The following is a 22,640-nucleotide window of genomic DNA, read 5'->3' on the forward strand; positions in this document are numbered from 1 at the left end:
GGCGGGCGAGCAGGGGTCTGCCGCTCTTGCCCCTGCGGGGGGCGCCGTTCCCTGCGGTCTAGTGCAGCCACGGCGGGGGGTGGCGCCACTGGGGTGTGGCCCCCCCCACCGCGCCGTTTCACGTGAAACAGATCCCCTCCCACCACGTTTCCGCAGGTGAGAGGGGATCCTTGTGGAGCCTAGGGGAGTCGAACCCCTGACATCTGCCATGCAAAGACAGCGCTCTACCAACTGAGCTAAGGCCCCGAAGGGAAACGTCCACCGGGAAGAACACTTCTCGGCGGGCGCCCGGGACCAGAGTACCGGGTCTCCCGGGGGGTTCCGCAAAAAGGATTGGGGGTCCCCGTGACCGACCACTCTCCGTAAGATGCTCGGCGTGGTTCGCTACAGCGAACCGCGGTTCATGGGGAAGCGATGGGGAGACGCAATGGACGCCGCACAGCAGGAAGCCACCGCCAGAGCGCGGGAACTGCAGCGGAATTGGTATGGGGAGCCGCTGGGGGCGCTCTTCCGTAGGCTCATAGACGACCTGGGCCTCAACCAGGCTCGTCTGGCGGGGGTTTTGGGACTGTCCGCGCCGATGCTGTCGCAGTTGATGAGCGGCCAGCGGGCAAAGATCGGAAATCCGGCGGTGGTCCAGCGGGTGCAGCTGCTGCAGGACCTGGCGGGGCAGGTCGCCGACGGCAGCGTCAGCGCGGCCGAGGCGACCGAACGCATGGAGGAGATCAAGAAGTCGCAGGGAGGTTCGGTGCTCAGCAACACCACCCAGACGACGAGCAGTTCGGGGGCTCCCACGGTCAAGCGGGTGGTCCGCGAGATCCAGTCCCTGCTGCGCTCGGTGGCGGCCGCGGGAGACATCATCGAGGCCGCGGACACCCTCGCTCCCACCCACCCCGAACTGGCGGAGTTCCTCCGGGTCTACGGCGCGGGCCGCACCTCCGACGCGGTCACGCACTACCAGGCCCACCAGAACTGACCTCTCTGTCCGGCGGCCGCAGGGGGATTGGCCGCCGGCAACGAGCGGAAGGTCCGGGACACGGGGGAGGCCCGGGCACCGTGGGGGAGAGACAGGGGGCACCGGGGGAGTCGTGCCGCCCGTCAACGGGCAGGGACGGGGGGACCCCACAGGGGGAGGAGCGCCGTACAGCCATGGGTGAGGTCTTCGCCGGCCGGTACGAACTGGTCGATCCGATCGGACGCGGGGGTGTCGGCGCCGTCTGGCGCGCCTGGGACCACCGCCGCCGCCGTTATGTGGCCGCCAAGGTCCTGCTGCAGAGCGATGCCCATTCCCTGCTCCGCTTCGTCCGCGAGCAGGCTCTGCGGATCGATCACCCTCATGTCCTCGCTCCCACCAGCTGGGCCGCCGACGACGACAAGGTCCTGTTCACCATGGACCTGGTCACAGGTGGCTCCCTGGTGCATCTGGTCGGCGACTACGGCCCTCTGCCACCGGCGTTCGTCTGCACCCTGCTCGACCAGTTACTGGCAGGTCTGGCCGCGGTGCACGCGGAAGACGTGGTGCACCGCGACATCAAACCCGCCAATGTCCTCCTGGAGGCCACCGGTACCGGCAGACCGCGGCTGCGGTTGTCCGACTTCGGCATCGCGATGCGGCTGGGTGAGCCACGGCTGACGGAGACCAATCTGGTGGTGGGCACGCCGGGTTATCTCGCGCCGGAACAGCTGATGGGCGCCGAACCGGACTTCCCCTCCGACCTGTTCGCCGTGGGCCTGGTCGCGCTGTATCTGCTGGAGGGCGCCAAGCCGGACGCCAAGGCCCTCATCCAGTACTTCGCCGACCATGGCACACCCGGCGCGCCCCGGGGCATCCCGGAGCCGCTGTGGCAGATCGTGGCCACACTGCTCCAGCCGGATCCGCAGGCGCGGTTCCGCACCGCCACAGGGGCACGCAAGGCGCTCTCCGCAGCCGCGGAGCTGCTTCCGGAATCCGGCCCCGACGACGAACTGATCGAGATCTTCGACCAACTGGGCCCGCTGCCCCCGGGCTTCGCCGCGGGCGGCCCGCTGACCAGGGCCTCGGGTCTGCGGCCGGGCGGCGGTACGTCCCGGCTCCAGGGCCCCGGGGCAGGCGTCCTGCCCGGTGCCGGCGACGGCGAGCCCTCGCGAGGAGGCGAGCCCTCGCGAGGAGCGGCCCCCGCCCCCGGCGTGGACGACGACGAGTTCGTCTCCGGCCGGGACACGGGCCCCGCGAATGCCGAGGGCCCGGCCGGCCCGGTGCCCGCCCGAACGGCCCCGGCAGCCGGCGCCGGAACCGGCCCGGCAACCAGCCACGGGGCTTCCGGTCCGGGCAGTGAAACGGGCCCGGGCGACAGCGCCGTGCCCAGCGATCCACGCCACAACACCGTCTCTCCCACCACGCCGTCCGGATCCTGGCCGCCGCGGCCCCCGGGTATGTCCGAGACGGGCAGCTACCCTCTCCCGTCGCCCCGGGCCGCGGCCACCTCCTCCCCCACGCCCGCTCCGCCGCCCCCCGCCCACGCTCCTCAGAGCCCGGAGCAGGCCCAGTACGGCGCACCGCACCAGGCGCCCGATGCGGCCCCCTACGTCTCCCCCCACGACGCCACTCATCCGCTGCGCACCCCCCTTCCACGGCCGACCGCACATCCCGACGCCTCTACTGCTGAATACACCGCACAGCCCTCACGGGTTCCGCCTCCGGTCGGGGCGATCTCACAGCACGGTGCCACCGCCCCTCGGTCCCATCGCCGGCGCGGCCGCCGGCCCGGCCCTCCGCCGAAGGTGGCCGTCCCCGTCCTGCTGCTCGCCCTGGCCTGCTACGCCGTGGGCTTCTGGGCCCTCACCCGGATCTGAACCGTCGCCACCCGCCGGACGCCCGAACCCCGGTACGGGGTACGGGCAGCGCCACGCGCCGACCGCGGAAGGAGCGCCCTCTCCGGGACGGCACGGCCTACGGAACGGCCCTCCGCCGGGCCACCAGAGTCCACACGCCGAGCCCCACCAGCAACGCGCTTCCCGTGCCGATGCCGCCCACCGCGAGCGCCCGGTACGCGGTGCCGTCGCCCGCTGTCCCGCCGTCGGCCGCCGCCTCCCGGTCCTTCCCCGTGACCGTGAAGACGTCCGCCGGCACGGTCCGGCCCGCATACCCGGGACCCTCCTGTGCCGCGCCGCTCAGCCGTACCCTCAGGGTCAGCGGAACGGGCCCGTCGCCGAATACGTCCGCGACCGCCTCCGTGAGGTGCGCGACGAGGTAGTACGAGCCGGCGAACCGCATCGCCGCGACCTGACGGCCGGAGGCGTGCCGGTTGGCGTACGCGACCTGCGGCAGGGGCGCAAGGCTCTTCGACTTGTGGCCGCCGTCGTACCCCATGCCCAGGTCCTCGACGCGGCCGCGTGCGGGGTTGTAGAGGTCCAGGTCCAGCGCGGCGGCGACGAAGCCTGTGCCGTCCGAGTCCGTACTGCCCAGTTCGGCCGTGGCGGAGAGCTGCTGTCCCCAGTCGACGGGAACTTTGTAGAAGAGAGTCTGGCCGGGCCGTATGTCGTCCCGCCACACTCCGTCCCCGACGGACGTGGCCCGGCCGAAACCGGCACCGCCCGCACGCCGCTCCGGCTTCCCCGTGGCGGGCGGGGGCGGGGCGGAGTTCCATTCCTCGGGCGCGGACGGACCGGTCTTCTCCAGCGCCGGCTCCGACACCGTGGTGAGCTCCATGGCCCAGGGGCCGGGCAAGGATCCCGTTCCGTCCGGGGCGGCGCGTTCGACGGTCAGGTAGTACGTCCCCGCGTCCTTGCACACGGACCTCCTGGGGGAGATCTCCCGCATGGCCCATGCGGCGACCGGGTGCGGGCTGCCACCGGCGCCGAAGCTCGCCGTGCCCGCGTCGCAGGAGCGGCCGTCGCTGTTCTGCACGGACACCCTGACGCCGTCGATGACGGAGGCGTCACCGCCGGGCGGGGGGACCACGGTGGCGGAGGCGTAGACGTTCGTGGTGTCGTCGAGTTCCAGGCGGTAGTAGACCGTGCCGGTCGCCGGAAGGGTGCTGCGGTAGGACCGGCCGGGCGCCAGTTCCACGGCGTCCGTGGTGCTCACGGCGCCGTCGACACGTCGCGCTTCCTCGGCGAAGGCATAGTCTCCGGGGTCGTCCGAGCTTCGCGCCGGGCCGGACCAACGTGTTCCGGTGGCGCTGACGGACCCGGTGACATCAGTGGTGGCCACGCCGCCGGTGCTCCCGGCGGCGGAGGCGTCCTGCCCGGGAAGAACGCCCCCCAGCCCCAGGAGGACCGCCACGCCGGTGCTTCCGGCGATCAGGCGCGGGCCACGACCGGACCCCGCCCGCCCTCGCGCCGTACTCTGCCGTCCCCTCACGCGCCACCCCTCGTCGCTGCCCGGACGTCGCACCGTGTCGCCCATCCTGCCCCGTGGACGCGGCCGGACGACAAGGCCCCGCACACACAAAACCCCGACCGCGAGGGCGGCCGGGGTCTGTTCAGCGTCGGATAGCGGTACTCACGAACCCGTGGGCACGGAGTCAGTCGCCTCCGTCCACAGATCCTGCTCGGCGCGATCCGCCTGGATCTGGCGGTACACGAGGAGCCCGCCGATGGCGGCCAGTGCGACCAGGAGAAGCTTCTTCACCGCGCGACCTCGTCCTTCGTTGACGTAGGGGACCTCTGTCGCCCGACTATACACACCGGCCGATACCGATCGGTGACCTGCGTCGGTGCCTCGAATCGCCCCTGATCGCGGCGTGGCAGAAGCGGAGTACGGCCATCCGACCGGAGGGTGATGCCGCCTCCACGGAGGGTCACTCGGCCTCCTTCCTGCCACTTCTCCATCTTTTCATCCGCTATGCGCCCATACGAGTGGTGTTCATCTGAACATCCACGCGCCACGGGCGTCGGTCCACCACTTCCCGCCCCTCATACACATCATGAGGAAAGTACGCAAATCGCCCAACCCGAAAGTGAGGGGCCATGGCCCGGAACAAGGTCATGAAGCTGTGGAACGCCATCGTCACCGCCTTCCTCGCGCTGTGCACGGCGCTCGGACTCATCACCACGACCGCCTCCGCGGCCGTACCGCAGACCGAGAAGCCGCGCAACAGCGACAGCGCGCCCAGGACGACGGAACCGTCGACGCCCCACTGGTCCTGGTCACTGAACAGGGCCCTGCCCCCCACGATGAAACAGCGCATCCACGCCGAGGCCCACGGCAAGTCCCCCGGCTGCCGTCACCGTCCCCTCTCGGACACGGAGTCCGACTCCGCGGACTGCTCGGACGACACGACATCCGCCCGGCCGGAACCCGTCACCGGCCGCATCCCGCTCCAACGCTGAGCACGGCCGGCCCCTTCCGAGCCCTCCTCGTGCCGTCGCTGCTTCCCGAAGTCCTGGCGAACTCGCGTACAGCACCACGGCACGACGACGACTCCCGGCCGCTATCGGCCACGGCTCCAGAAGACCCCTGGCCGATACCGGCCGGGGGTTCTTCTCGGTGGCGCCCCGGCGTTGCAGCATCTACGGTTCCTCCCCCTGCTGCTCCGATCCCTTCCGGTACGGCCGGTGAGCCTGTCGCGCGGTCGGCGACGGCCCCGGACCCACCGCCCCCCACCCCGGCTCCCCGCGCACGCCCCTACGGACCCGCGCGCTCGTCGGCCGATGTCGGCCATGGACGGCAAAGACCCCCAGCCGGTATCGACTGGGGGTCTTCTCGCTGGTGGGGCTAACAGGATTTGAACCTGTGGCCTCATCCTTATCAGGGATGCGCTCTAACCAACTGAGCTATAGCCCCGCCGCGCTCTGCGGTGTACGTCCCGCGCGCTGACTCCTGAAGATTAGCGCACGACCGGGGCAGTCCCAAAATCGGTTCTCGAGGGGCTTTCAGGGAAGCCCGGGAAAGCCCTGTGAGCAGCTCACTCGTCCTCGGCCAGCGTCAGCTCGACGCCACCCACGAAACCGGCGGAGAGGTTGTAGATGAACGCGCCGAGCGTCGCGAGAGCCGTCGCCAGGACGACGTCGATGACCGCGATGACCGCCGTGAACATCAGCACGTTGGGCAGCGACAGGAACGACTGGAGGTCGAAGCCGTTCGACTCGTTGGAGCCGGTCGCCTCCGCGATCGTGCCGCCGACCGTGGAGAACACGCCCATGGCGTCCATGACCATCCACAGCACCGCGGACGCGACGATCGTGCAGATGCCGAGGGCGATGGAGAGCAGGAAGCTGACCTTCATCACCGACCAGGGGTCGGCCTTGGCCACCCGCAGGCGTGCCTTGCGCACGCGCGGGGTGGTACGCGCCCCCGTGCGCGGGCGTCGTACCGCGCCGGTCTGGCCGGCCGCCGTACCGGCCTGCGCCACGTAGGCCTGTGGCGGGTGGTACGGGCCCGCCTGCTGCTGTGGCTGCCGTTCCCCCGGCAGCGGTGAGGCCGTGTGAGCGGCGGCGCCCTGGTCCGGCGCGGCCTGCTGCGGGCCTCGGGTGTCCGTCACGGTTCCCCCCTGGGATCCCTGTCTGTCGGACGCGGAAGCGTCCTTGATGGGCGACTTGATCGCTTTGAGATTGGTCGTGTGCGGATCTGTCGCCCGCGCGGCGGAGCCACGGCCACCGCCGTCCGTTCCCGTACTGGTTCCGGTCGGTCCGGCGCCCGTGGCTCCGCTCACGCTGACTCACTCCTCGTGCTACTCGGCCGAGGGCGCCTCACCCTCGTCCGTCCCGGTGGCCGCGTCCCCGTCGGTGGTCTCGTCGACGGCCACGTCGCCGTCGACTTCCTCCGCCTCGCGTCCCGCCTCGGCGTTACGGGCGATGCCGACCACGGCATCGCGCTTGCCCAGATTGATCAGTTGGACGCCCATGGTGTCACGGCCGGTTTCCCTGATCTCATTGACTCGCGTACGAATCACACCGCCCGACAGCGTGATGGCGAGGATCTCGTCCGTCTCCTCGACCACCAGCGCGCCGACGAGGGTTCCGCGGTCCTCGACGATCTTGGCGGCCTTGATACCGAGGCCGCCGCGCCCCTGAACGCGGTACTCGTCGACAGCGGTCCGCTTCGCGTACCCGCCGTCTGTGGCAGTGAACACGAACGTACCGGGTCGAACAACATTCATCGAGAGCAGTTCGTCTCCCGCCCGGAAACTCATGCCCTTGACACCCGAGGTCGCACGGCCCATGGGACGCAGTGTGTCGTCCGTCGCCGTGAATCTGATCGACTGCGCCTTCTTGCTGATCAGCAGCAGATCGTCGTCGGACGAGACGAGCTCGGCACCGATCAGTTCGTCGTCGGAACCGTCCTCCTGCTCACGCAGGTTGATGGCGATCACACCGCCCGAACGCGGCGAGTCGTAGTCCTTCAGCGGCGTCTTCTTCACCAGGCCGGCCTTGGTGGCCAGAACCAGGTAGGGCATCGCCTCGTAGTCGCGGATCGCGCGGATCTGGGCGATCGTCTCGTCCGGCTGGAAGGCCAGCAGGTTCGCCACGTGCTGCCCGCGCGCGTCCCGGCCCGCGTCGGGCAGCTCGTAGGCCTTCACCCGGTAGACCCGGCCCTTGTTCGTGAAGAACAGCAGCCAGTGGTGGGTGGTGGACACGAAGAAGTGGTTGACGATGTCGTCTTCCTTGAGCTTCGTGCCGCGAACGCCCTTGCCGCCGCGCTTCTGGGCCCGGTAGTCGTCGGTCTTGGTGCGCTTGATGTAGCCCCCGCGCGTGACCGTGACGACGATGTCCTCCTCGGCGATCAGGTCCTCGATGGACATGTCGCCCTCGTACGGGATCAGCTTCGTCTTGCGGTCGTCGCCGAACTTGTCGACGATCGCCGCCAGCTCCTGGCTGACGATCGCACGCTGACGGCCCGGGGAGGCGAGGATCTCGTTGTACTCGTTGATCTTCGCCTGGAGTTCGTCGTGCTCCTGGACGATCTTCTGGCGCTCCAGCGCGGCGAGCCGGCGCAACTGCATCTCGAGGATGGCGTTGGCCTGGATCTCGTCGATGTCCAGCAGGTCCCGCAGCCCCCCGCGCGCGATCTCGACGGTGTCACTGCGCCGGATCAGCGCGATGACCTCGTCGATGGCGTCCAGGGCCTTCAGCAGACCACGCAGGATGTGCGCCCGCTCCTCGGCCTTGCGCAGCCGGAAGCGCGTACGGCGGACGATGACCTCGATCTGGTGCGTCACCCAGTGCCGGATGAACGCGTCCAGCGACAGCGTGCGCGGCACACCGTCGACCAGGGCCAGCATGTTGGCGCCGAAGTTGTTCTGCAGGTCGGTGTGCTTGTACAGGTTGTTCAGGACGACCTTGGCGACCGCGTCCCGCTTCAGCACGATCACCAGACGCTGCCCCGTACGCGAGGAGGTCTCGTCGCGCACGTCGGCGATGCCGCCGATCTTGCCGTCCTTCACCAGGTCGGCGATCTTCTGCGCCAGGTTGTCGGGGTTGGTCTGGTAGGGCAGCTCCGTGACCACCAGGCACTGGCGGTTCTGGATCTCCTCGACCTCGACCACCGCGCGCATGGTGATCGAGCCGCGGCCCGTGCGGTACGCCTCCTCGATGCCCTTGCGGCCGACCACGAGCGCGCCGGTCGGGAAGTCGGGGCCCTTGATGCGCTCGATCAGCGCGTCCAGGAGCTCCTCGTGGGAGGCTTCCGGGTTGTCCAGGTACCACTGGGCGCCGGACGCGACCTCGCGCAGGTTGTGCGGCGGGATGTTGGTCGCCATACCGACCGCGATCCCGGCGGAACCGTTGATCAGCAGGTTCGGGAAGCGGGCCGGCAGGACGGTCGGCTCCTGGGAACGGCCGTCGTAGTTGTCCGTGAAGTCGACGGTCTCCTCGTCGATGTCACGGACCATCTCCATCGACAGCGGAGCCATCTTGCACTCGGTGTAGCGCATCGCCGCCGCCGGGTCGTTGCCCGGGGAGCCGAAGTTGCCGTTGGAGTCCACCAGCGGCATCCGCATCGACCACGGCTGCGCCAGGCGGACCAGCGCGTCGTAGATCGAGGAGTCGCCGTGCGGGTGGTAGTTGCCCATGACGTCGCCGACCACGCGGGCGCACTTGTAGAAGCCGCGCTCCGGACGGTAGCCGCCGTCGTACATGGCGTACAGCACGCGGCGGTGGACGGGCTTGAGGCCGTCCCGGACGTCGGGCAGCGCGCGCGAGACGATGACGGACATCGCGTAGTCGAGGTACGAGCGCTGCATCTCCGTCTCGAGCCCGACGGGCTCGACGCGCATGGCGGCCGCGTCCACGTCCTCAAGAGGTGTGACGGGAGTGTTCTCGTCGGTCATTGCTGGTGAAAGTCCTTCCTGGTGCGGTCAGCTGAGACCGACTCAGATGTCGAGGAAGCGGACGTCCTTGGCGTTGCGCTGGATGAACGCGCGGCGTGCCTCGACGTCCTCGCCCATCAGGACCGAGAAGAGGTCGTCGGCCTGGGCCGCGTCGTCCAGGGTGACCTGGCCGAGGACGCGGTGCTCCTGGTCCATCGTGGTGATGCGCAGTTCCTCGGCGTTCATCTCACCGAGGCCCTTGAAGCGCTGCACGGAGTCTTCCCGGATGCGCTTGCCGGCGTTGCGGCCCATCTCGATCAGCGCGTCGCGTTCACGGTCGGAGTACGCGTACTCGAAGTCGTCCTTGCCCCACTTGATCTTGTAGAGCGGGGGACGGGAGAGGAACACGTGCCCGGCCTCGACCAGCGGCCGCATGAAGCGGAACAGGAACGTCAGCAGCAGCGTGTTGATGTGCTGCCCGTCGACGTCGGCGTCCGCCATGAGGATGATCTTGTGATACCGGAGCTTCTCGATGTCGAAGTCCTCGTGCACACCGGTACCGAACGCGGAGATCATCGCCTGGATCTCCTGGTTCTGCAGGATCCGGTCGATGCGCGCCTTCTCGACGTTGAGGATCTTGCCGCGGATCGGGAGGATCGCCTGGTACTGCGGGTTCCGGCCGGACTTGGCCGAGCCGCCGGCGGAGTCACCCTCGACGATGAAGATCTCGCACTTGATGGGATCGTTGGACTGGCAGTCCGACAGCTTGCCCGGCAGTGACGCCGACTCCAGCAGACCCTTGCGCCGGGTGAGGTCGCGTGCCTTGCGTGCCGCCACCCGCGCGGTGGCCGCCGCGATGCCCTTGCGGATGATGTCCGCGGCCTCGTTGGGGTTGCGGTCCAGCCAGTCGTTGAGGTGCTCGTAGACGACCTTCTGAACGAAGGTCTTCACCTCGGTGTTGCCCAGCTTGGTCTTGGTCTGGCCCTCGAACTGCGGCTCGCTCAGCTTGACCGAGATGATCGCGGTCAGACCCTCGCGGATGTCGTCACCCGTGAGGTTGTCGTCCTTGTCGCGCAGCAGCCTCTTGTCCCGCGCGTACTTGTTGATGAGCGAGGTGAGCGCCGCGCGGAAGCCCTCTTCGTGCGTACCGCCCTCATGGGTGTGGATGATGTTGGCGAAGGAGTACACGCCCTCGGTGTAGCCACCGTTCCACTGCATCGCGACCTCGAGGGACAGGTGCCTGTCCTTGTCCTCGGCCTCGAGGTCGATCACGGTGGGGTGCACCACCTCTCCCTTGCGGGAGTTGAGGTACTTCACGAAGTCGACGATGCCGCCCTCGTAGCGGTACGAGACGGCCTTGACCTCGTGCTTCTCGTCCTCGCCCGCCTCGTCCGCACCAGCTGTGGCCTTCGCCGACTCGCGCTCGTCGGTCAGGTTGATCCGCAGGCCCTTGTTGAGGAACGCCATCTCCTGGAAGCGCCGGGAGAGCGTCTCGAAGGAGTACTCGGTGGTCTCGAAGACGTCCGGGTCGGCCCAGAAGGTGACCGTCGTACCGGAGTCCTCGACCGCCTCGTGCCTGACCAGCGGGGCGGTCGGCACGCCCAGCTTGTAGTCCTGCGTCCAGCGGTAGCCGTCCCGCTTGATGTCGACGGACACCCTGCTCGACAGCGCGTTCACGACGGAGACACCGACGCCGTGCAGACCACCGGAGACCGCGTAGCCGCCGCCGCCGAACTTGCCGCCCGCGTGCAGCACCGTCAGCACGACCTCGACGGCGGGCTTCTTCTCGACGGGGTGCATGTCCACCGGGATGCCACGGCCGTTGTCGACGACCCGGACGCCGCCGTCGGCGAGGATCGTGACGTCGATCGTGTCCGCGTGACCGGCCAGCGCCTCGTCGACGGAGTTGTCGACGACCTCCTGCACCAGGTGGTGCAGCCCTCGCTCACCGGTCGAACCGATGTACATACCGGGTCGCTTGCGGACCGCGTCCAGACCCTCGAGGACGGTGATGGCACTGGCGTCGTACGAGGAGGAGACCTCGCTGCCCGAGGTGGTCGCCTCGCTGTTCACGCCGGTGTCGGTGGACGGGATGTTCTCGTTGGGGTTGCCGGAATCGGCCACGAAGCGCCCTTTCTGGCACAGCACGAGCCGGGCTCGTCGGCAGGTTGCCGGAGCGGCTGCGGCATGTTGCGTTGGTAAGCCTTGATCAGCGTTGCTCAGCTTTTCCCGGGCGGTCCCCACAGTCGGGGCGGGATTGGCTCCCAGTCTACCGGTAGCGCCGACATCAATGGGGGTTTGCGGGGACCTGAGTCCGCATGTGCCGCCCTCAATCGGTCTCGTCCGACTCCCGATATGCGGAAGGGGGCTCCAGGAGCCCCACGAGGGCACTCAGCGCTTCCGGCCGTCAACCCTTTGCTACTTAGGAGTCAGGTAGGGGTGAGCGGCCGCGCACGGCTCTACGGCGAGACCGCCGCCCACGGCCCCGGACGTCCCACCGGAGAGCCCTGATGTGATGTCAGTCACGTGTGGCCGAGGGGGCGGAAATGACCGTCCGATCACCCGTACGTGTCACCGGGACCGGTGCTCCCCGGGGCCCGCAGCGGCCCGAAGCGACGGGCGGGGCCGGTGGGACCCACGACCTTGATCAGCCGCACCGCGCCATGGCCCAGGTCCTCGTTCAGACGCGCCACCAGGGTCGGCGCGAGCAGCCGTAGATTCGTCGCCCAGGCCGTGGAGTCGCAACGCACCACCAGCACCCGCTCGTCCTCGTCGTACCGCTCCGGCTCGCAGTGCTTGGCCACGTCCTCACCGACGATCTCCGGCCAGCGACCCATCACCCCTCCCACCGCGGCAGGGGCCTCCCAGCCGCGCTCGGTGAGCAGCCGGTTGATCGCCGCACCGAGCGCCATCGGGTCGCGCCGGTCGGCGCGGGCGCCCGAGCGCAGGCCGCCGCGCCGCGCCTGCCGCTTCTGCTGCGCCGCGTCCCCACGCGCGCGCGCCGCCTCCTTGGCCGCACGCAGCGCCACCCGCGCGAGATCGACACCGGAGGGTTCGGGAGCGCTTCCGGCACCGCTGCCGCGGGGGTCCTGCTCGCTCATGCGCGCTCCACCGTCCCCTCGGCCACGATGAACCGCGTACCCGCCAGCACATCAGGCACGTCGTCGTCCACGGCCGCGGTCACCAGCACCTGCTCACCGGGCGCGACCAGCTCGGCCAGCCGCTCACGGCGGCGCGTGTCCAGCTCGGCGAAGACGTCGTCGAGCACCAGCACCGGCTCATTGCCCTCGGCGCGCAGCAGATCGTACGAGGCCAGCCGCAGCGCCAGCGCGTAGGACCAGGACTCGCCGTGCGAGGCGTACCCCTTGGCCGGCAGCCGACCCAGCTTGAGCAGCAGGTCGTCCCGGTGCGGGCCGACCAGCGTGACACCCCGCTCGATCTCCTGCTTACGGGCCTGGGCGAGCGCGGCCGTCATCTGCTCGAACAGGTCCTCCCGCGTGTGTGCCTCACCGGGCGCGGACGGCTTGTACTCCAGGGCGACCGGTCCGCCGCCGGGCGCGAGCTGTTCGTACGCCTTGTCCGCCAGCGGCTGGAGCACCCCGATCAGGTCCAGGCGCTGCGCCAGGAGCTCGGCGCCCGCACGCGCCAGGTGCTGGTCCCAGACGTCGAGCGTGGACAGGTCCAGCGTGCGCCCGCCGTGCCGGCGGGCCAGCGCGGCCGACTTCAGCAGGGTGTTGCGCTGCTTGAGCACCCGGTCGTAATCGGAGCGGACCGCGGCCATGCGCGGGGAGCGCGCGGTGATGAGTTCGTCGAGGAAACGGCGCCGCTCCCCGGGATCCCCCTTGACCAGGGACAGGTCCTCCGGCGCGAACAGCACGGTGCGTACGATCCCCAGCACGTCCCGGGGCCTGACCTGCGAGGACCTGTTGATGCGGGCACGGTTGGCACGGCCCGGGTTCAGCTCCAGTTCGACCAGCTGCTGCCGCTCGCCCTGACGTACCTGTGCACGGATGATCGCGCGCTCGGCGCCCATGCGGACCAGCGGGGCGTCGGAGGAGACACGGTGGCTGCCCAGGGTGGCGAGATAGCCGACCGCCTCGACCAGATTCGTCTTGCCCTGCCCGTTGGGGCCGACAAAGGCCGTCACCCCCGGGTCGAGCGGGACCTCGACCCGGGGATAGGAACGAAAGTCGGCCAGCGACAGATGCGTGACATGCATGGTCGTACCGCCGACCTCCCCGGCGTTGTGGACCGCCGAACGGTCCTGTGGACAATGGAGCGGCCTGGGCTACTTCTTCTCGACCGCGTGGCCGCCGAACTGGTTCCGCAGCGCCGCGATCATCTTCATCTGCGGCGAGTCCTCCTGACGCGAGGTGAACCGCGCGAAGAGCGAGGCCGTGATCGCCGGCAGCGGGACCGCGTGGTCGATCGCCGCCTCCACGGTCCAGCGTCCCTCACCGGAGTCCTGTGCATAACCCCGGAGCCCGTCCAGGTGCTCGTCCTCGTCGAGAGCGTCGACCGCGAGGTCCAGCAGCCAGGAGCGGATGACGGTGCCCTCCTGCCAGGAGCGGAACACCTCCCGGACATCGGTCACCGAGTCGGCCTTCTCCAGCAGTTCCCAGCCCTCGGCGTAGGCCTGCATCATGGCGTACTCGATGCCGTTGTGGACCATCTTCGCGAAGTGCCCCGCGCCCACCCTGCCGGCGTGCACCGAACCGAAGTCGCCCTCCGGCTTGAGGGCGTCGAATATGGGCTGCACCTTGGCGACGTTCTCCTTGTCGCCGCCGTACATCAGCGCGTAACCGTTCTCCAGCCCCCAGACGCCGCCGGAGACGCCGCAGTCGACGAAGCCGATGCCCTTGGCCGCCAGCTCCTCGGCGTGCTTCTCGTCATCCGTCCAGCGGGAGTTGCCGCCGTCCACGACGACGTCACCCGGCTCGAGCAGCCCGGCGAGCTCGTCGATGGTGGACTGGGTCGGCGCCCCGGCCGGGACCATGACCCACACCACTCGCGGTCCGCTGAGCTTGCCCACAAGCTCCTGCAGGCTGTGGACATCGGCGACGTCCGGGTTGCGGTCGTATCCATGGACGGTGTGGCCCGCGCGGCGGATCCGCTCGCGCATGTTGCCGCCCATCTTGCCGAGGCCGACGAGACCGAGCTCCATCAGTTGTGTTCCTTAGGTATGCGACGTGGCATGACGGCACCTGTGTGCCGACGTCCGAGCCTAAACCCGGACGCCCACGCACATCTGTGGGCATACGCGCTCACACGCACGCCCTCACCTGCGGCTTTCCGCGCGCAGATGATCAGCCGCTGAGCCGAACCGGCATGATCAGGTACTTGTAGGCCTCATCCGCCTCCGCGTCCACCGCCGCACGGCCGCTGAGCAGCGCGGGCTTGGTGGACGTGGTGAACGACAGCTGTGCCACCGGGGAGTCGATGGCACTCAGGCCGTCCAGCAGGAACGTCGGGTTGAAGGCGATCGAGATGTCATCGCCCTCGAGCTGGGCGTCGACCCTTTCCACAGCCTGTGCGTCGTCGCTGGAACCGGCTTCCAGGATGAGCACGCCCTGCTCGAAGCTCAGCCGCACCGGGGTGTTCCGCTCGGCGACCAGGGCCACACGCTTGACGGCCTCCACGAAGGGGGCGGTCTCGATCACGGCGACGCTGTTGAACTCGGTCGGGAACAGCGTGCGGTACTTCGGGAGGTCGCCCTCCAGCAGCCGCGTGGTGGTGCGGCGGCCGGCGCCCTCGAATCCGATCAGGCCCTCGCCCGCCCCTGAGCCGGACAGCGCAAGGATGACCTGGTCACCGCTGGTCAGGGCCTTGGCGGTGTCCTGGAGCGTCTTGGCGGGCACCAGGGCGACCGCGGAGACGTCCGGGTTCTCCGGCTTCCACAGGAACTCGCGGACCGCGAAGCGGTAGCGGTCGGTGGAGGCGAGCGTGACGGTGTCGCCCTCGATCTCGATGCGCACACCCGTGAGGACGGGCAGCGTGTCGTCACGGCCGGCTGCGATGGCCACCTGCTGCACGGCGGACGCGAAGACCTCGCCGGGGACCGTGCCCGTCGCGTTCGGCATCTGCGGCAGTGCCGGGTACTCCTCCACGGGCAGCGTGTGGAGGGTGAACCGTGAGGAACCGCACACCACCGTCGCCCGTACACCGTCTGTGGAAATCTCCACGGGCCGGTTGGGCAGGGCCCGGGAGATGTCGGCCAGCAGCCGGCCGGAGACCAGGACCGTGCCTTCCTCCTCGACCTCCGCCTCCACCGACACCCGAGCGGAGACCTCGTAGTCGAAGCTGGACAGGCTCAGCTGGCCTTCCTCGGCCTTCAGGAGCAGGCCGGCGAGGACAGGGGCCGGCGGACGGGCCGGGAGGCTGCGCGCCGCCCAGGCCACTGCCTCCGCGAGTACGTCGCGTTCCACCCGGATCTTCACTGTTGCCGCCTCCTGCTGTTGCCGGCGCTTCTCGCCCTGCCTGGCTTCGTCGTCTGACTCGGTGTCGTCGGCCCCTGGGCCGGGAAGAACACCGGGACCAGTCTGACGCACCGCACTGACAGTAGGTGCCCGTCGGGGTCAAGTCGTGACGAGGGGCAGCCGGGGCCGCAACAGCGAGTTGTGCACAGGGCCCTCTTCGAAACGGATTCCTCGCTCTCTCTAGTTGGGAGTAGTAGTAGGGCCTGTGGATACCGTGGATAACCTCGTTTGCCCAGCTCAGCCCGGCTTTTTTGTCCACGGGCCCTGTGGGCGGAGCCGGTGGACAACCAGGGGTTTCTGTGGAGAACCGAAAGTTCTGCACACACCGTGCACAGGGAGGGCCGAGTTCTCCCCAGCCCCGTCCCCAGGTTTTCGGCGCTTTCCCACAGGCCCCTGCGGCAGCCTGGTGTGACGCCTTTCACTCGCCCCGGTGAGAGAGCGCGTCGCGTTGCCGAACAGTGGACAGGCATGTGGAGAAGCCGGCGATCGCTGGGGACAACCGGCCGCTGCCTGTGGGTTGTCCGTGGAAAACCTTGTGCACAGGTTGTGGATCATCGCTCCGTCCACAGTCTGTGGAGATCGTTCGTCCACGAATCCACAGGCAGTTGACCTGGATCGATCCTCCCTCGACCGGCCGAGCTGTGGACACGATCGGGACAACTTCCCGGTCCCCAGCATGTGGACGGGAGAAAGTCACCGAATCTGTGGAGGACGGCCGTAACCCGGTCCTGAAATCGAACAGCGCGGGGCGGCAGACGCGCGAGCAGACGCACGAAGAAGGGCGCCTCCGGATCCTTCCGGAGGCGCCCTGGTCGGATCAGGGACCCTCAGCCGGCCTTGATGCGGTTGGTGAGCTCGGTGACCTGGTTGTAGATCGAGCGCCGCTCGGCCATCAGATTGCGGATCTTCCGGTCCGCGTGCATCACCGTCGTGTGGTCACGGCCACCGAACAGTGCGCCGATCTTCGGCAGCGACAGGTCCGTCAGTTCCCTGCACAGGTACATGGCGATCTGCCGGGCGGTCACCAGCGCGCGTCCGCGTGAGGTGCCGCACAGGTCCTCCACCGTGAGGCCGAAGTAGTCGGCGGTGGCGCCCATGATGGCCGTCGAGGTGATCTCCGGCGCCGAGTCGTCGCCCCCGGGCATCAGATCCTTCAGGACGATCTCCGTCAGCCCCAGATCCACCGGCTGCCGGTTGAGTGAGGCGAACGCCGTCACCCGGATCAGCGCCCCCTCCAGCTCACGGATGTTCCGCGAGATTCGGGAGGCGATGAACTCCAGTACCTCCGGCGGGGCGTTGAGCTGCTCCTGCACCGCCTTCTTGCGCAGGATCGCGATGCGGGTCTCCAGCTCGGGTGGCTGGACGTCGGTGATCAGTCCCCACTCGAAACGGTTCCGCAGCCGGTCCTCCAGTGTGACCAGCTGTTTGGGCGGCCGGTCGCTGGAGAGCACGATCTGTTTGTTGGCGTTGTGCAGCGTGTTGAAGGTGTGGAAGAACTCCTCCTGCGTCGACTCCTTGTCCGCCAGGAACTGGATGTCGTCGACGAGGAGGATGTCCATCTCGCGGTAGCGCTTGCGGAAGCTGTCGCCCTTGCCGTCGCGGATGGAGTTGATGAACTCGTTGGTGAACTCCTCCGAGCTCACGTACCGCACCCGCGTGCCCGGGTAGAGGCTCCGCGCGTAGTGACCGATCGCGTGCAGCAGATGTGTCTTGCCGAGTCCCGACTCCCCATAGATGAACAAGGGGTTGTACGCCTTGGCCGGTGCCTCGGCGACCGCGACCGCCGCCGCGTGCGCGAAGCGGTTGGACGCGCCGATGACGAACGTGTCGAAGAGGTACTTCGGGTTCAGCCGCGCGGTGGGCTCACCGGGGCCGGTCGCAGGTGCCGGCTGCGCCGCCAGTGGGCCCGGTGCCCCAGTGGTGGGCAGGTTCGGGCCCATGGGGCCGCCGCGGTGGACGTGCCCCGAGCCGGAGGACGGTTCGGGCCGTTCACGGTGCCGGGCGTCGCGCTGGTCGTACTCGCCGCGCGAGGAGTCGTAGTCGGAGCGCTGCTGTTCGTAGGACGACGGCCGCTCCACCGACTGCGGGCGGTAGTCGTGCGAGGGTGAGCCGCCGTAGCCGTCCTGCGGGCCGTAGCCGTCCTGGGGGCGGTACGAGTCCTGCGAGCCGTAGGTGTCCTGGGACGGCGAGGCGTACGGGTCCCGTTCGGGGAAGCCGAGGCGCTGCTGCTGCCAGCCGTACTCCTCCTGCGGCGGCCGAGGCCAGGAACCCGGCTCGGGCCGCTGGTACTCCGAAGGGTAGGTGGGGCGGGCCGTGGGGAGCTGGTCCCCGGACGGGCCCGGCTGCTGATCGTTGCGGCGGCGGCCGTAGCCCTCGTATCCCTCGTACGACTCGCGCTCCGGCCGGTCCGGCCGCTCGCGGTGGTCGGGGCGGACGGTGGGGAGCTCCGGCTCCTCGTAGCGCGGCTGCGGCCGGGGCGCCGGCGGGGTCGGTGGTTCGCCGACGGTGTCGTCGACCGTGATCGCGATCCGGATCGGGCGGCCGCACTCGCGGCTCAGGCTCTCGCTGACGACGGGTGCGAGGCGTCCCTCGAGCACACCCTTGGCGAACTCGTTCGGTACGGCGAGCAGTGCGGTGTCGGCGACCAGGGCCAGTGGCTGACAGCGCCGGATCCAGTGCTCGTCCTTGCCCTCGACCCCTTGCCCGCGACCCTCACCGAGCAGATGTTCCAGAACGCGTGGCCACACTGCGGCAAGATCGGCAGGTACGTCAGCCACAGGGCACGCTCTCTCACAGGTCCCTCGATCGTGTGATGCGGAGGACGGGTCGGGATGTAAATCGGGTGGTGGAGGGTCAAGGGAACGAATCGGAGTCCAGTCACGGTAGTCAGCGCGGCCGGTATGGTTCAAGTTGTTGTCCCCAGGCTGTGGACAAGTGTCTCCCGGCGACCGCTGGTTTGACCGAATGGCGCAGCCGCGCGTACCGTAAACAGGTCGAGTTGTCGATGGCTGCTGCCGCCTGCCTCCGATGGGCACAGATCGCGCACAATGATCGGTCAGCGGTGCACTCGGGCGTAACGCGAGCTACTCGTGGGCGCACGGTGACAGCCAGGACGGCACCCCGCAAACATCGATTTCTTCTGGAGCCCCCGAGTGAGCAAGCGCACCTTCCAGCCGAACAACCGCCGTCGCGCCAAGACCCACGGCTTCCGGTTGCGTATGCGCACCCGTGCCGGCCGCGCGATTCTCGCGACTCGCCGCAGCAAGGGTCGCGCCCGTCTGTCCGCCTGATCCCGGTCAGGTCATGACGTCGTGCTGCCCACCGACAACCGGCTGAGGCGGCGCGAGGACTTCGCGACCGCGGTACGACGAGGGCGCCGGGCCGGGCGCCAGCACCTCGTCGTCCACCTTCGTAGCGGTGCAACGGACCCGCATGCGCCTGGGGAGAGCGCTCCCCCGGTGCGTGCGGGTTTCGTCGTGAGCAAGGCGGTGGGTGGCGCGGTGGTGCGCAACAAGGTGAAGCGCAGGCTTCGCCACCTGATGCGCGAGCGAGTCGACCAGCTGCCCCCCGGTAGCCTGGTAGTCGTACGAGCGCTGCCCGGTGCGGGCGACGCCGACCATGCACAACTGGCCCGAGACCTGGACGCCGCCCTGCGGCGGTTGCTGGGAGGGGGCGCGCGATGAAGTATCCGCTGCTGGCTCTGATCAAGATCTACCAGTGGACGATCAGTCCACTGCTGGGACCGGTGTGCAAGTACTACCCGTCGTGTTCCCACTACGGCTACACGGCCATTGACCGGCACGGTGCCCTCAAGGGCACTGCACTCACGGCCTGGCGCATCCTGCGGTGCAATCCGTGGTCGCTGGGCGGTGTGGACCATGTCCCGCCGCGCAAGCGTCCGCGGTGGCACGAAATGCTGCGTAACGCCTGGCGTGCACGCAAGGGCGGGACCTCCGCCGCCGAACCGGCCACCGAAGGACAGACTTCTCCCACGAGTCGGACGAGTCCTTCGAGCCCGGCCGCAGAGACCTCGTCCCATGCCCAAGGAGCATGATTAGTGGACACGATTGCCAGCCTCTTCAGCTTCATCACAACCCCTGTCTCCTGGGTCATCGTCCAGTTCCACAGCGTGTACGGCGCCATCTTCGGCCCTGACACCGGGTGGGCCTGGGGCCTGTCCATCGTGTCCCTGGTGATTCTGATCCGTATCTGCCTGATTCCGCTCTTCGTGAAGCAGATCAAGGCGACGCGCGCGATGCAGACGCTCCAGCCGGAGATGAAGAAGATCCAGGAGCGGTACAAGAACGACCGCCAGCGCCAGTCCGAAGAGATGATGAAGCTCTACAAGGAGACGGGTACCAACCCGCTCTCCTCGTGTCTTCCCATCCTGGCTCAGTCGCCGTTCTTCTTCGCCCTCTACCACGTGCTCAACAGCATCGCCTCGAACGACACCGTCGGCGTGATCAACGAGCGTCTGCTTGAGAGCGCGCAGAAGGCCCACATCTTCGGTGCCCCGCTTGCGGCGAAGTTCACGGACAGCTCGGACAAGCTCGAGGCTCTGAACTCCTCGCTGACCGATGTCCGTGTCGTCACCGCGATCATGATCGTCCTGATGTCGGCGTCGCAGTTCTACACGCAGCGTCAGCTGATGACGAAGAACGTCGACACCTCGGTGAAGACGCCGTTCATGCAGCAGCAGAAGATGCTGATGTACGTCTTCCCCATCATGTTCGCCGTCTTCGGTATCAACTTCCCGGTCGGTGTCCTCGTCTACTGGCTGACCACCAACGTGTGGACCATGGGCCAGCAGATGTACGTGATCCACAACAACCCCACGCCGGGTTCCAAGGCCCAGGCCGCATACCTGGAGCGCCTTTCCAAGCACGTCACCCGGCACAGCAGGACCCGCAATCGCCGTGAACGTGCCATCGTCAAGGCCATCGTCGCCAAGGGCCGAGACCGCAACGAGTACGAGCGTAAGTTCATCAACGGTCTGAACAAGGCAGGTCTCGCGGCTCAGCCCGACGGCATGGTGATCAAGAGCGAAAGCACCGCCGTGGCCCAGGCGGAAGACGGTACGGCCACGGGAGCCGCCCCCAAGCGGCAGCAGCCCAAGCGGCAGAGCAAGTCCCAGCGCCAGTCCGGTCCGGCCAAGGCGGCGGAGGAGTCCACCACCTCGCTGACCAAGTCCGGCGGGCCCGAGGACACCAAGCCCGCCTCCGCTGCCAAGAAGGGCAATGCCAAGCCTGCCGGCAGTACCCGCAGCAAGGCCCAGTCCGGACAGCGCAAGGGCCCGCAGCGGCCCAAGTCCCCGTCCAAGAAGTAAGAAGGAGTCCATCCCGTGACGGAAGGCACCACCTCCGCCGCTGCCGAGGGCGCAGACACCCTGACCCGCCTGGAGCAGGAGGGCGAGATCGCGGCGGACTACCTGGAGGGTCTGCTCGACATCGCCGACCTTGACGGCGACATCGACATGGACGTCGAGGCCGACCGCGCCTCTGTCTCGATCATCAGCGACTCGGGCGGCCGTGATCTGCAGAAGCTGGTGGGCCGCGACGGGGAGGTGCTGGAGGCGCTCCAGGAGCTCACGCGTCTGGCCGTGCACCGGGAGACCGGGGATCGCAGCCGCCTCATGCTCGACATCGACGGCTTCCGGGCCAGGAAGCGCGCCGAGCTGTCCGAGATCGGTGCGAAGGCGGCCGCCGAGGCCAGGAGCAGCGGCAGCCCCGTGAGGCTCGACCCGATGACGCCGTTCGAGCGCAAGGTCGTGCATGACGCGGTCAAGGCGGCCGGCCTGCGCAGCGAGTCCGAGGGCGAGGAGCCGCAGCGCTTCGTCGTCGTGCTTCCCGCCTGATCGGCTTCACGTTCCACCGGCCCCGTCTGTTGCGCAGACGGGGCCGAATTTTGTCAGCCTGTTAGTGCTGGTTCTGGTGCCGGCGTACCGTGTCGGCACCGTACGGAAGGACGGTTCCCCAGTGACGGAGGCAGCGGAGCTTCCCCCTGCGCCTGAGCAGGCACGTGAGGTGTTCGGTGATCGCTTCGCGGATGTGGTCCGGTACGCCGAGTTGCTCGCCGAGGCGGGCGTGCAGCGAGGCCTGATCGGTCCGCGGGAGGTGCCCCGCCTGTGGGAGAGGCATCTGCTGAACTGCGCGGTACTCGCGGAAGTCGTTCCCGAGGGGGTGACCGTGTGCGATGTCGGCTCGGGAGCCGGCCTGCCGGGCATTCCCCTGGCTCTGGTCCGGGAAGACCTCAAGATCACTTTGTTGGAGCCGTTGCTTCGGCGTACCAACTTCCTCACTGAGGTCGTGGAGCTGCTGGGTCTTGACCATGTCACGGTCGTGCGCGGCCGGGCGGAAGAGGTCATGGGGAAGCTGCCGCCGGTGCACGTGGTGACTGCCCGCGCCGTGGCCCCGCTCGACCGTCTTGCCGCATGGGGTATCCCACTGCTGCGGCCGTACGGGGAGATGCTCGCACTCAAGGGCGACACCGCCGAGGAGGAGCTGAAGAGTGCCGCCACGGCATTGAGCAAGCTGGGAGCCGTGGCGACGTCGATCGTGCATGTGGGTGAGGGTGTCGTGGATCCGATGTCCACCGTGGTGAAGGTCGAGGTCGGGGAGAGCCCTGGAGGGGTTCGGTTCGCGGCCAAGCGGGCGAAGGCGGCCCGCACGGGCCGGGTTCGTCGCCGACGCGGATAGCGAACGCTGACGCCCTCCCGCGGTGGAGGGTTCGAGGGGCGCATGGCCCGTTCTGAGGATGGGGCGTACTCCACACAAGCTCCCAAACCCATGCATGCCGGAGTGTCGCGGCATCGCGGGCCCGGCTGCTGTGCATCGTGTTTCACGTGAAACGTCGCTCACTGCTGCACGGCATCATCAGTCGGGGCCGCGCCGCGGCCGAACCCCGTGAACGGAAGCCCCTCGGTTCGCTCGGACAG

Annotated in this window: 19 protein-coding genes and 2 tRNA genes; 9 read left to right on the plus strand and 12 right to left on the minus strand. The window is 68.7% G+C overall.

What is annotated here, in order from left to right; translation table 11 throughout:
* Window positions 1–173 precede the first annotated feature (173 nt).
* Window positions 174–246: transfer RNA gene (locus ACIF9R_RS11445), tRNA-Ala, on the minus strand.
* Between the two features lie 181 nt (window positions 247–427).
* Here ACIF9R_RS11445 and ACIF9R_RS11450 point away from each other — a divergent pair.
* Together ACIF9R_RS11450 and ACIF9R_RS11455 are read left to right on the plus strand one after the other, a co-directional pair.
* Entirely contained in the window at window positions 428–976 is a 549-nt protein-coding gene (locus ACIF9R_RS11450; RefSeq protein WP_399977580.1) for a helix-turn-helix domain-containing protein, read from the plus strand.
* A 173-nt stretch (window positions 977–1,149) separates the two neighbouring features.
* Window positions 1,150–2,832, plus strand: coding sequence for a protein kinase (locus ACIF9R_RS11455; protein WP_399977582.1), 1,683 nt, complete (start codon window positions 1,150–1,152; stop codon window positions 2,830–2,832).
* A gap of 97 nt (window positions 2,833–2,929) precedes the next feature.
* Here ACIF9R_RS11455 and ACIF9R_RS11460 read toward each other — a convergent pair whose 3' ends face one another.
* Together ACIF9R_RS11460 and ACIF9R_RS11465 are read right to left on the minus strand one after the other, a co-directional pair.
* Window positions 2,930–4,387, minus strand: coding sequence for a hypothetical protein (locus ACIF9R_RS11460; RefSeq protein WP_399977584.1), 1,458 nt, complete (start codon window positions 4,385–4,387; stop codon window positions 2,930–2,932).
* Between the two features lie 96 nt (window positions 4,388–4,483).
* Window positions 4,484–4,612 carry a DLW-39 family protein gene (locus tag ACIF9R_RS11465; RefSeq protein ID WP_003999697.1) on the minus strand — a complete coding sequence of 43 codons (129 nt, stop codon included), beginning with the start codon at window positions 4,610–4,612 and terminating at the stop codon, window positions 4,484–4,486.
* Window positions 4,613–4,950: 338 nt separating this feature from the next.
* Here ACIF9R_RS11465 and ACIF9R_RS11470 point away from each other — a divergent pair, with 338 nt between their 5' ends.
* Entirely contained in the window at window positions 4,951–5,313 is a 363-nt protein-coding gene (locus ACIF9R_RS11470; protein WP_399977587.1) for a DUF6344 domain-containing protein, read from the plus strand.
* A 377-nt stretch (window positions 5,314–5,690) separates the two neighbouring features.
* On the opposite strand, the gene ACIF9R_RS11475 is transcribed toward ACIF9R_RS11470, so the two are convergent.
* The 9 genes from ACIF9R_RS11475 to dnaA all read right to left on the minus strand — a co-directional run bounded on the left by ACIF9R_RS11475 (window position 5,691) and on the right by dnaA (window position 18,483).
* Window positions 5,691–5,767 (minus strand) — tRNA-Ile (locus ACIF9R_RS11475).
* Between the two features lie 121 nt (window positions 5,768–5,888).
* The gene (locus ACIF9R_RS11480) at window positions 5,889–6,635 is read right to left on the minus strand and encodes a DUF3566 domain-containing protein (protein ID WP_399977589.1); all 747 of its coding nucleotides are present in this window, start codon (window positions 6,633–6,635) and stop codon (window positions 5,889–5,891) included.
* An 18-nt stretch (window positions 6,636–6,653) separates the two neighbouring features.
* Window positions 6,654–9,251 carry a DNA gyrase subunit A gene (gene gyrA, locus ACIF9R_RS11485; protein ID WP_399977592.1) on the minus strand — a complete coding sequence of 866 codons (2,598 nt, stop codon included), beginning with the start codon at window positions 9,249–9,251 and terminating at the stop codon, window positions 6,654–6,656.
* 42 nt (window positions 9,252–9,293) lie between these two features.
* Complete coding sequence (gene gyrB / locus ACIF9R_RS11490) at window positions 9,294–11,354, minus strand: DNA topoisomerase (ATP-hydrolyzing) subunit B (protein ID WP_399977594.1); 2,061 nt, start codon at window positions 11,352–11,354, stop codon at window positions 9,294–9,296.
* 434 nt (window positions 11,355–11,788) lie between these two features.
* Window positions 11,789–12,331: a DUF721 domain-containing protein gene (locus ACIF9R_RS11495; protein ID WP_399977597.1), complete on the minus strand. Its 543-nt coding sequence runs from the start codon at window positions 12,329–12,331 to the stop codon at window positions 11,789–11,791.
* Window positions 12,328–13,449, minus strand: a complete 1,122-nt coding sequence (gene recF, locus ACIF9R_RS11500; RefSeq protein WP_399977600.1) for a DNA replication/repair protein RecF — start codon at window positions 13,447–13,449, stop codon at window positions 12,328–12,330. Before recF ends, ACIF9R_RS11495 begins: the two co-directional genes overlap by 4 nt.
* A 69-nt stretch (window positions 13,450–13,518) precedes the next feature.
* Window positions 13,519–14,394, minus strand: a complete 876-nt coding sequence (gnd, locus tag ACIF9R_RS11505) for a phosphogluconate dehydrogenase (NAD(+)-dependent, decarboxylating) (protein ID WP_399977603.1) — start codon at window positions 14,392–14,394, stop codon at window positions 13,519–13,521.
* A 142-nt stretch (window positions 14,395–14,536) separates the two neighbouring features.
* Window positions 14,537–15,667 (minus strand): DNA polymerase III subunit beta, encoded by a 1,131-nt coding sequence (dnaN, locus tag ACIF9R_RS11510; protein WP_399977912.1) that lies wholly within the window; start codon window positions 15,665–15,667, stop codon window positions 14,537–14,539.
* A gap of 866 nt (window positions 15,668–16,533) precedes the next feature.
* The gene (gene dnaA / locus ACIF9R_RS11515; protein ID WP_399977606.1) at window positions 16,534–18,483 is read right to left on the minus strand and encodes a chromosomal replication initiator protein DnaA; all 1,950 of its coding nucleotides are present in this window, start codon (window positions 18,481–18,483) and stop codon (window positions 16,534–16,536) included.
* 375 nt (window positions 18,484–18,858) lie between these two features.
* Between dnaA and rpmH the strand changes: the two genes are divergently transcribed.
* The 6 genes from rpmH (at window position 18,859) to rsmG (ending at window position 22,401) form a co-directional block, all read left to right on the plus strand.
* The gene (gene rpmH / locus ACIF9R_RS11520) at window positions 18,859–18,996 is read left to right on the plus strand and encodes a 50S ribosomal protein L34 (RefSeq protein WP_003975051.1); all 138 of its coding nucleotides are present in this window, start codon (window positions 18,859–18,861) and stop codon (window positions 18,994–18,996) included.
* Between the two features lie 21 nt (window positions 18,997–19,017).
* Window positions 19,018–19,389, plus strand: coding sequence for a ribonuclease P protein component (gene rnpA / locus ACIF9R_RS11525; RefSeq protein WP_399977608.1), 372 nt, complete (start codon window positions 19,018–19,020; stop codon window positions 19,387–19,389).
* Window positions 19,386–19,760, plus strand: coding sequence for a membrane protein insertion efficiency factor YidD (yidD, locus tag ACIF9R_RS11530; protein ID WP_399977611.1), 375 nt, complete (start codon window positions 19,386–19,388; stop codon window positions 19,758–19,760). Before rnpA ends, yidD begins: the two co-directional genes overlap by 4 nt.
* Window positions 19,761–19,763: 3 nt before the next feature.
* Window positions 19,764–21,032, plus strand: a complete 1,269-nt coding sequence (gene yidC / locus ACIF9R_RS11535; RefSeq protein WP_399977614.1) for a membrane protein insertase YidC — start codon at window positions 19,764–19,766, stop codon at window positions 21,030–21,032.
* A gap of 15 nt (window positions 21,033–21,047) precedes the next feature.
* A complete protein-coding gene (locus ACIF9R_RS11540; RefSeq protein ID WP_399977617.1) occupies window positions 21,048–21,560 on the plus strand; it encodes a protein jag in 513 nt (170 codons plus the stop codon).
* A 121-nt stretch (window positions 21,561–21,681) separates the two neighbouring features.
* The gene (rsmG, locus tag ACIF9R_RS11545; RefSeq protein WP_399977619.1) at window positions 21,682–22,401 is read left to right on the plus strand and encodes a 16S rRNA (guanine(527)-N(7))-methyltransferase RsmG; all 720 of its coding nucleotides are present in this window, start codon (window positions 21,682–21,684) and stop codon (window positions 22,399–22,401) included.
* The last annotated feature ends 239 nt before the right edge of the window (window positions 22,402–22,640 follow it).

Origin of the sequence: Streptomyces sp. NPDC086080 (assembly GCF_044540255.1) — a bacterium.
Classification (GTDB): domain Bacteria; phylum Actinomycetota; class Actinomycetes; order Streptomycetales; family Streptomycetaceae; genus Streptomyces.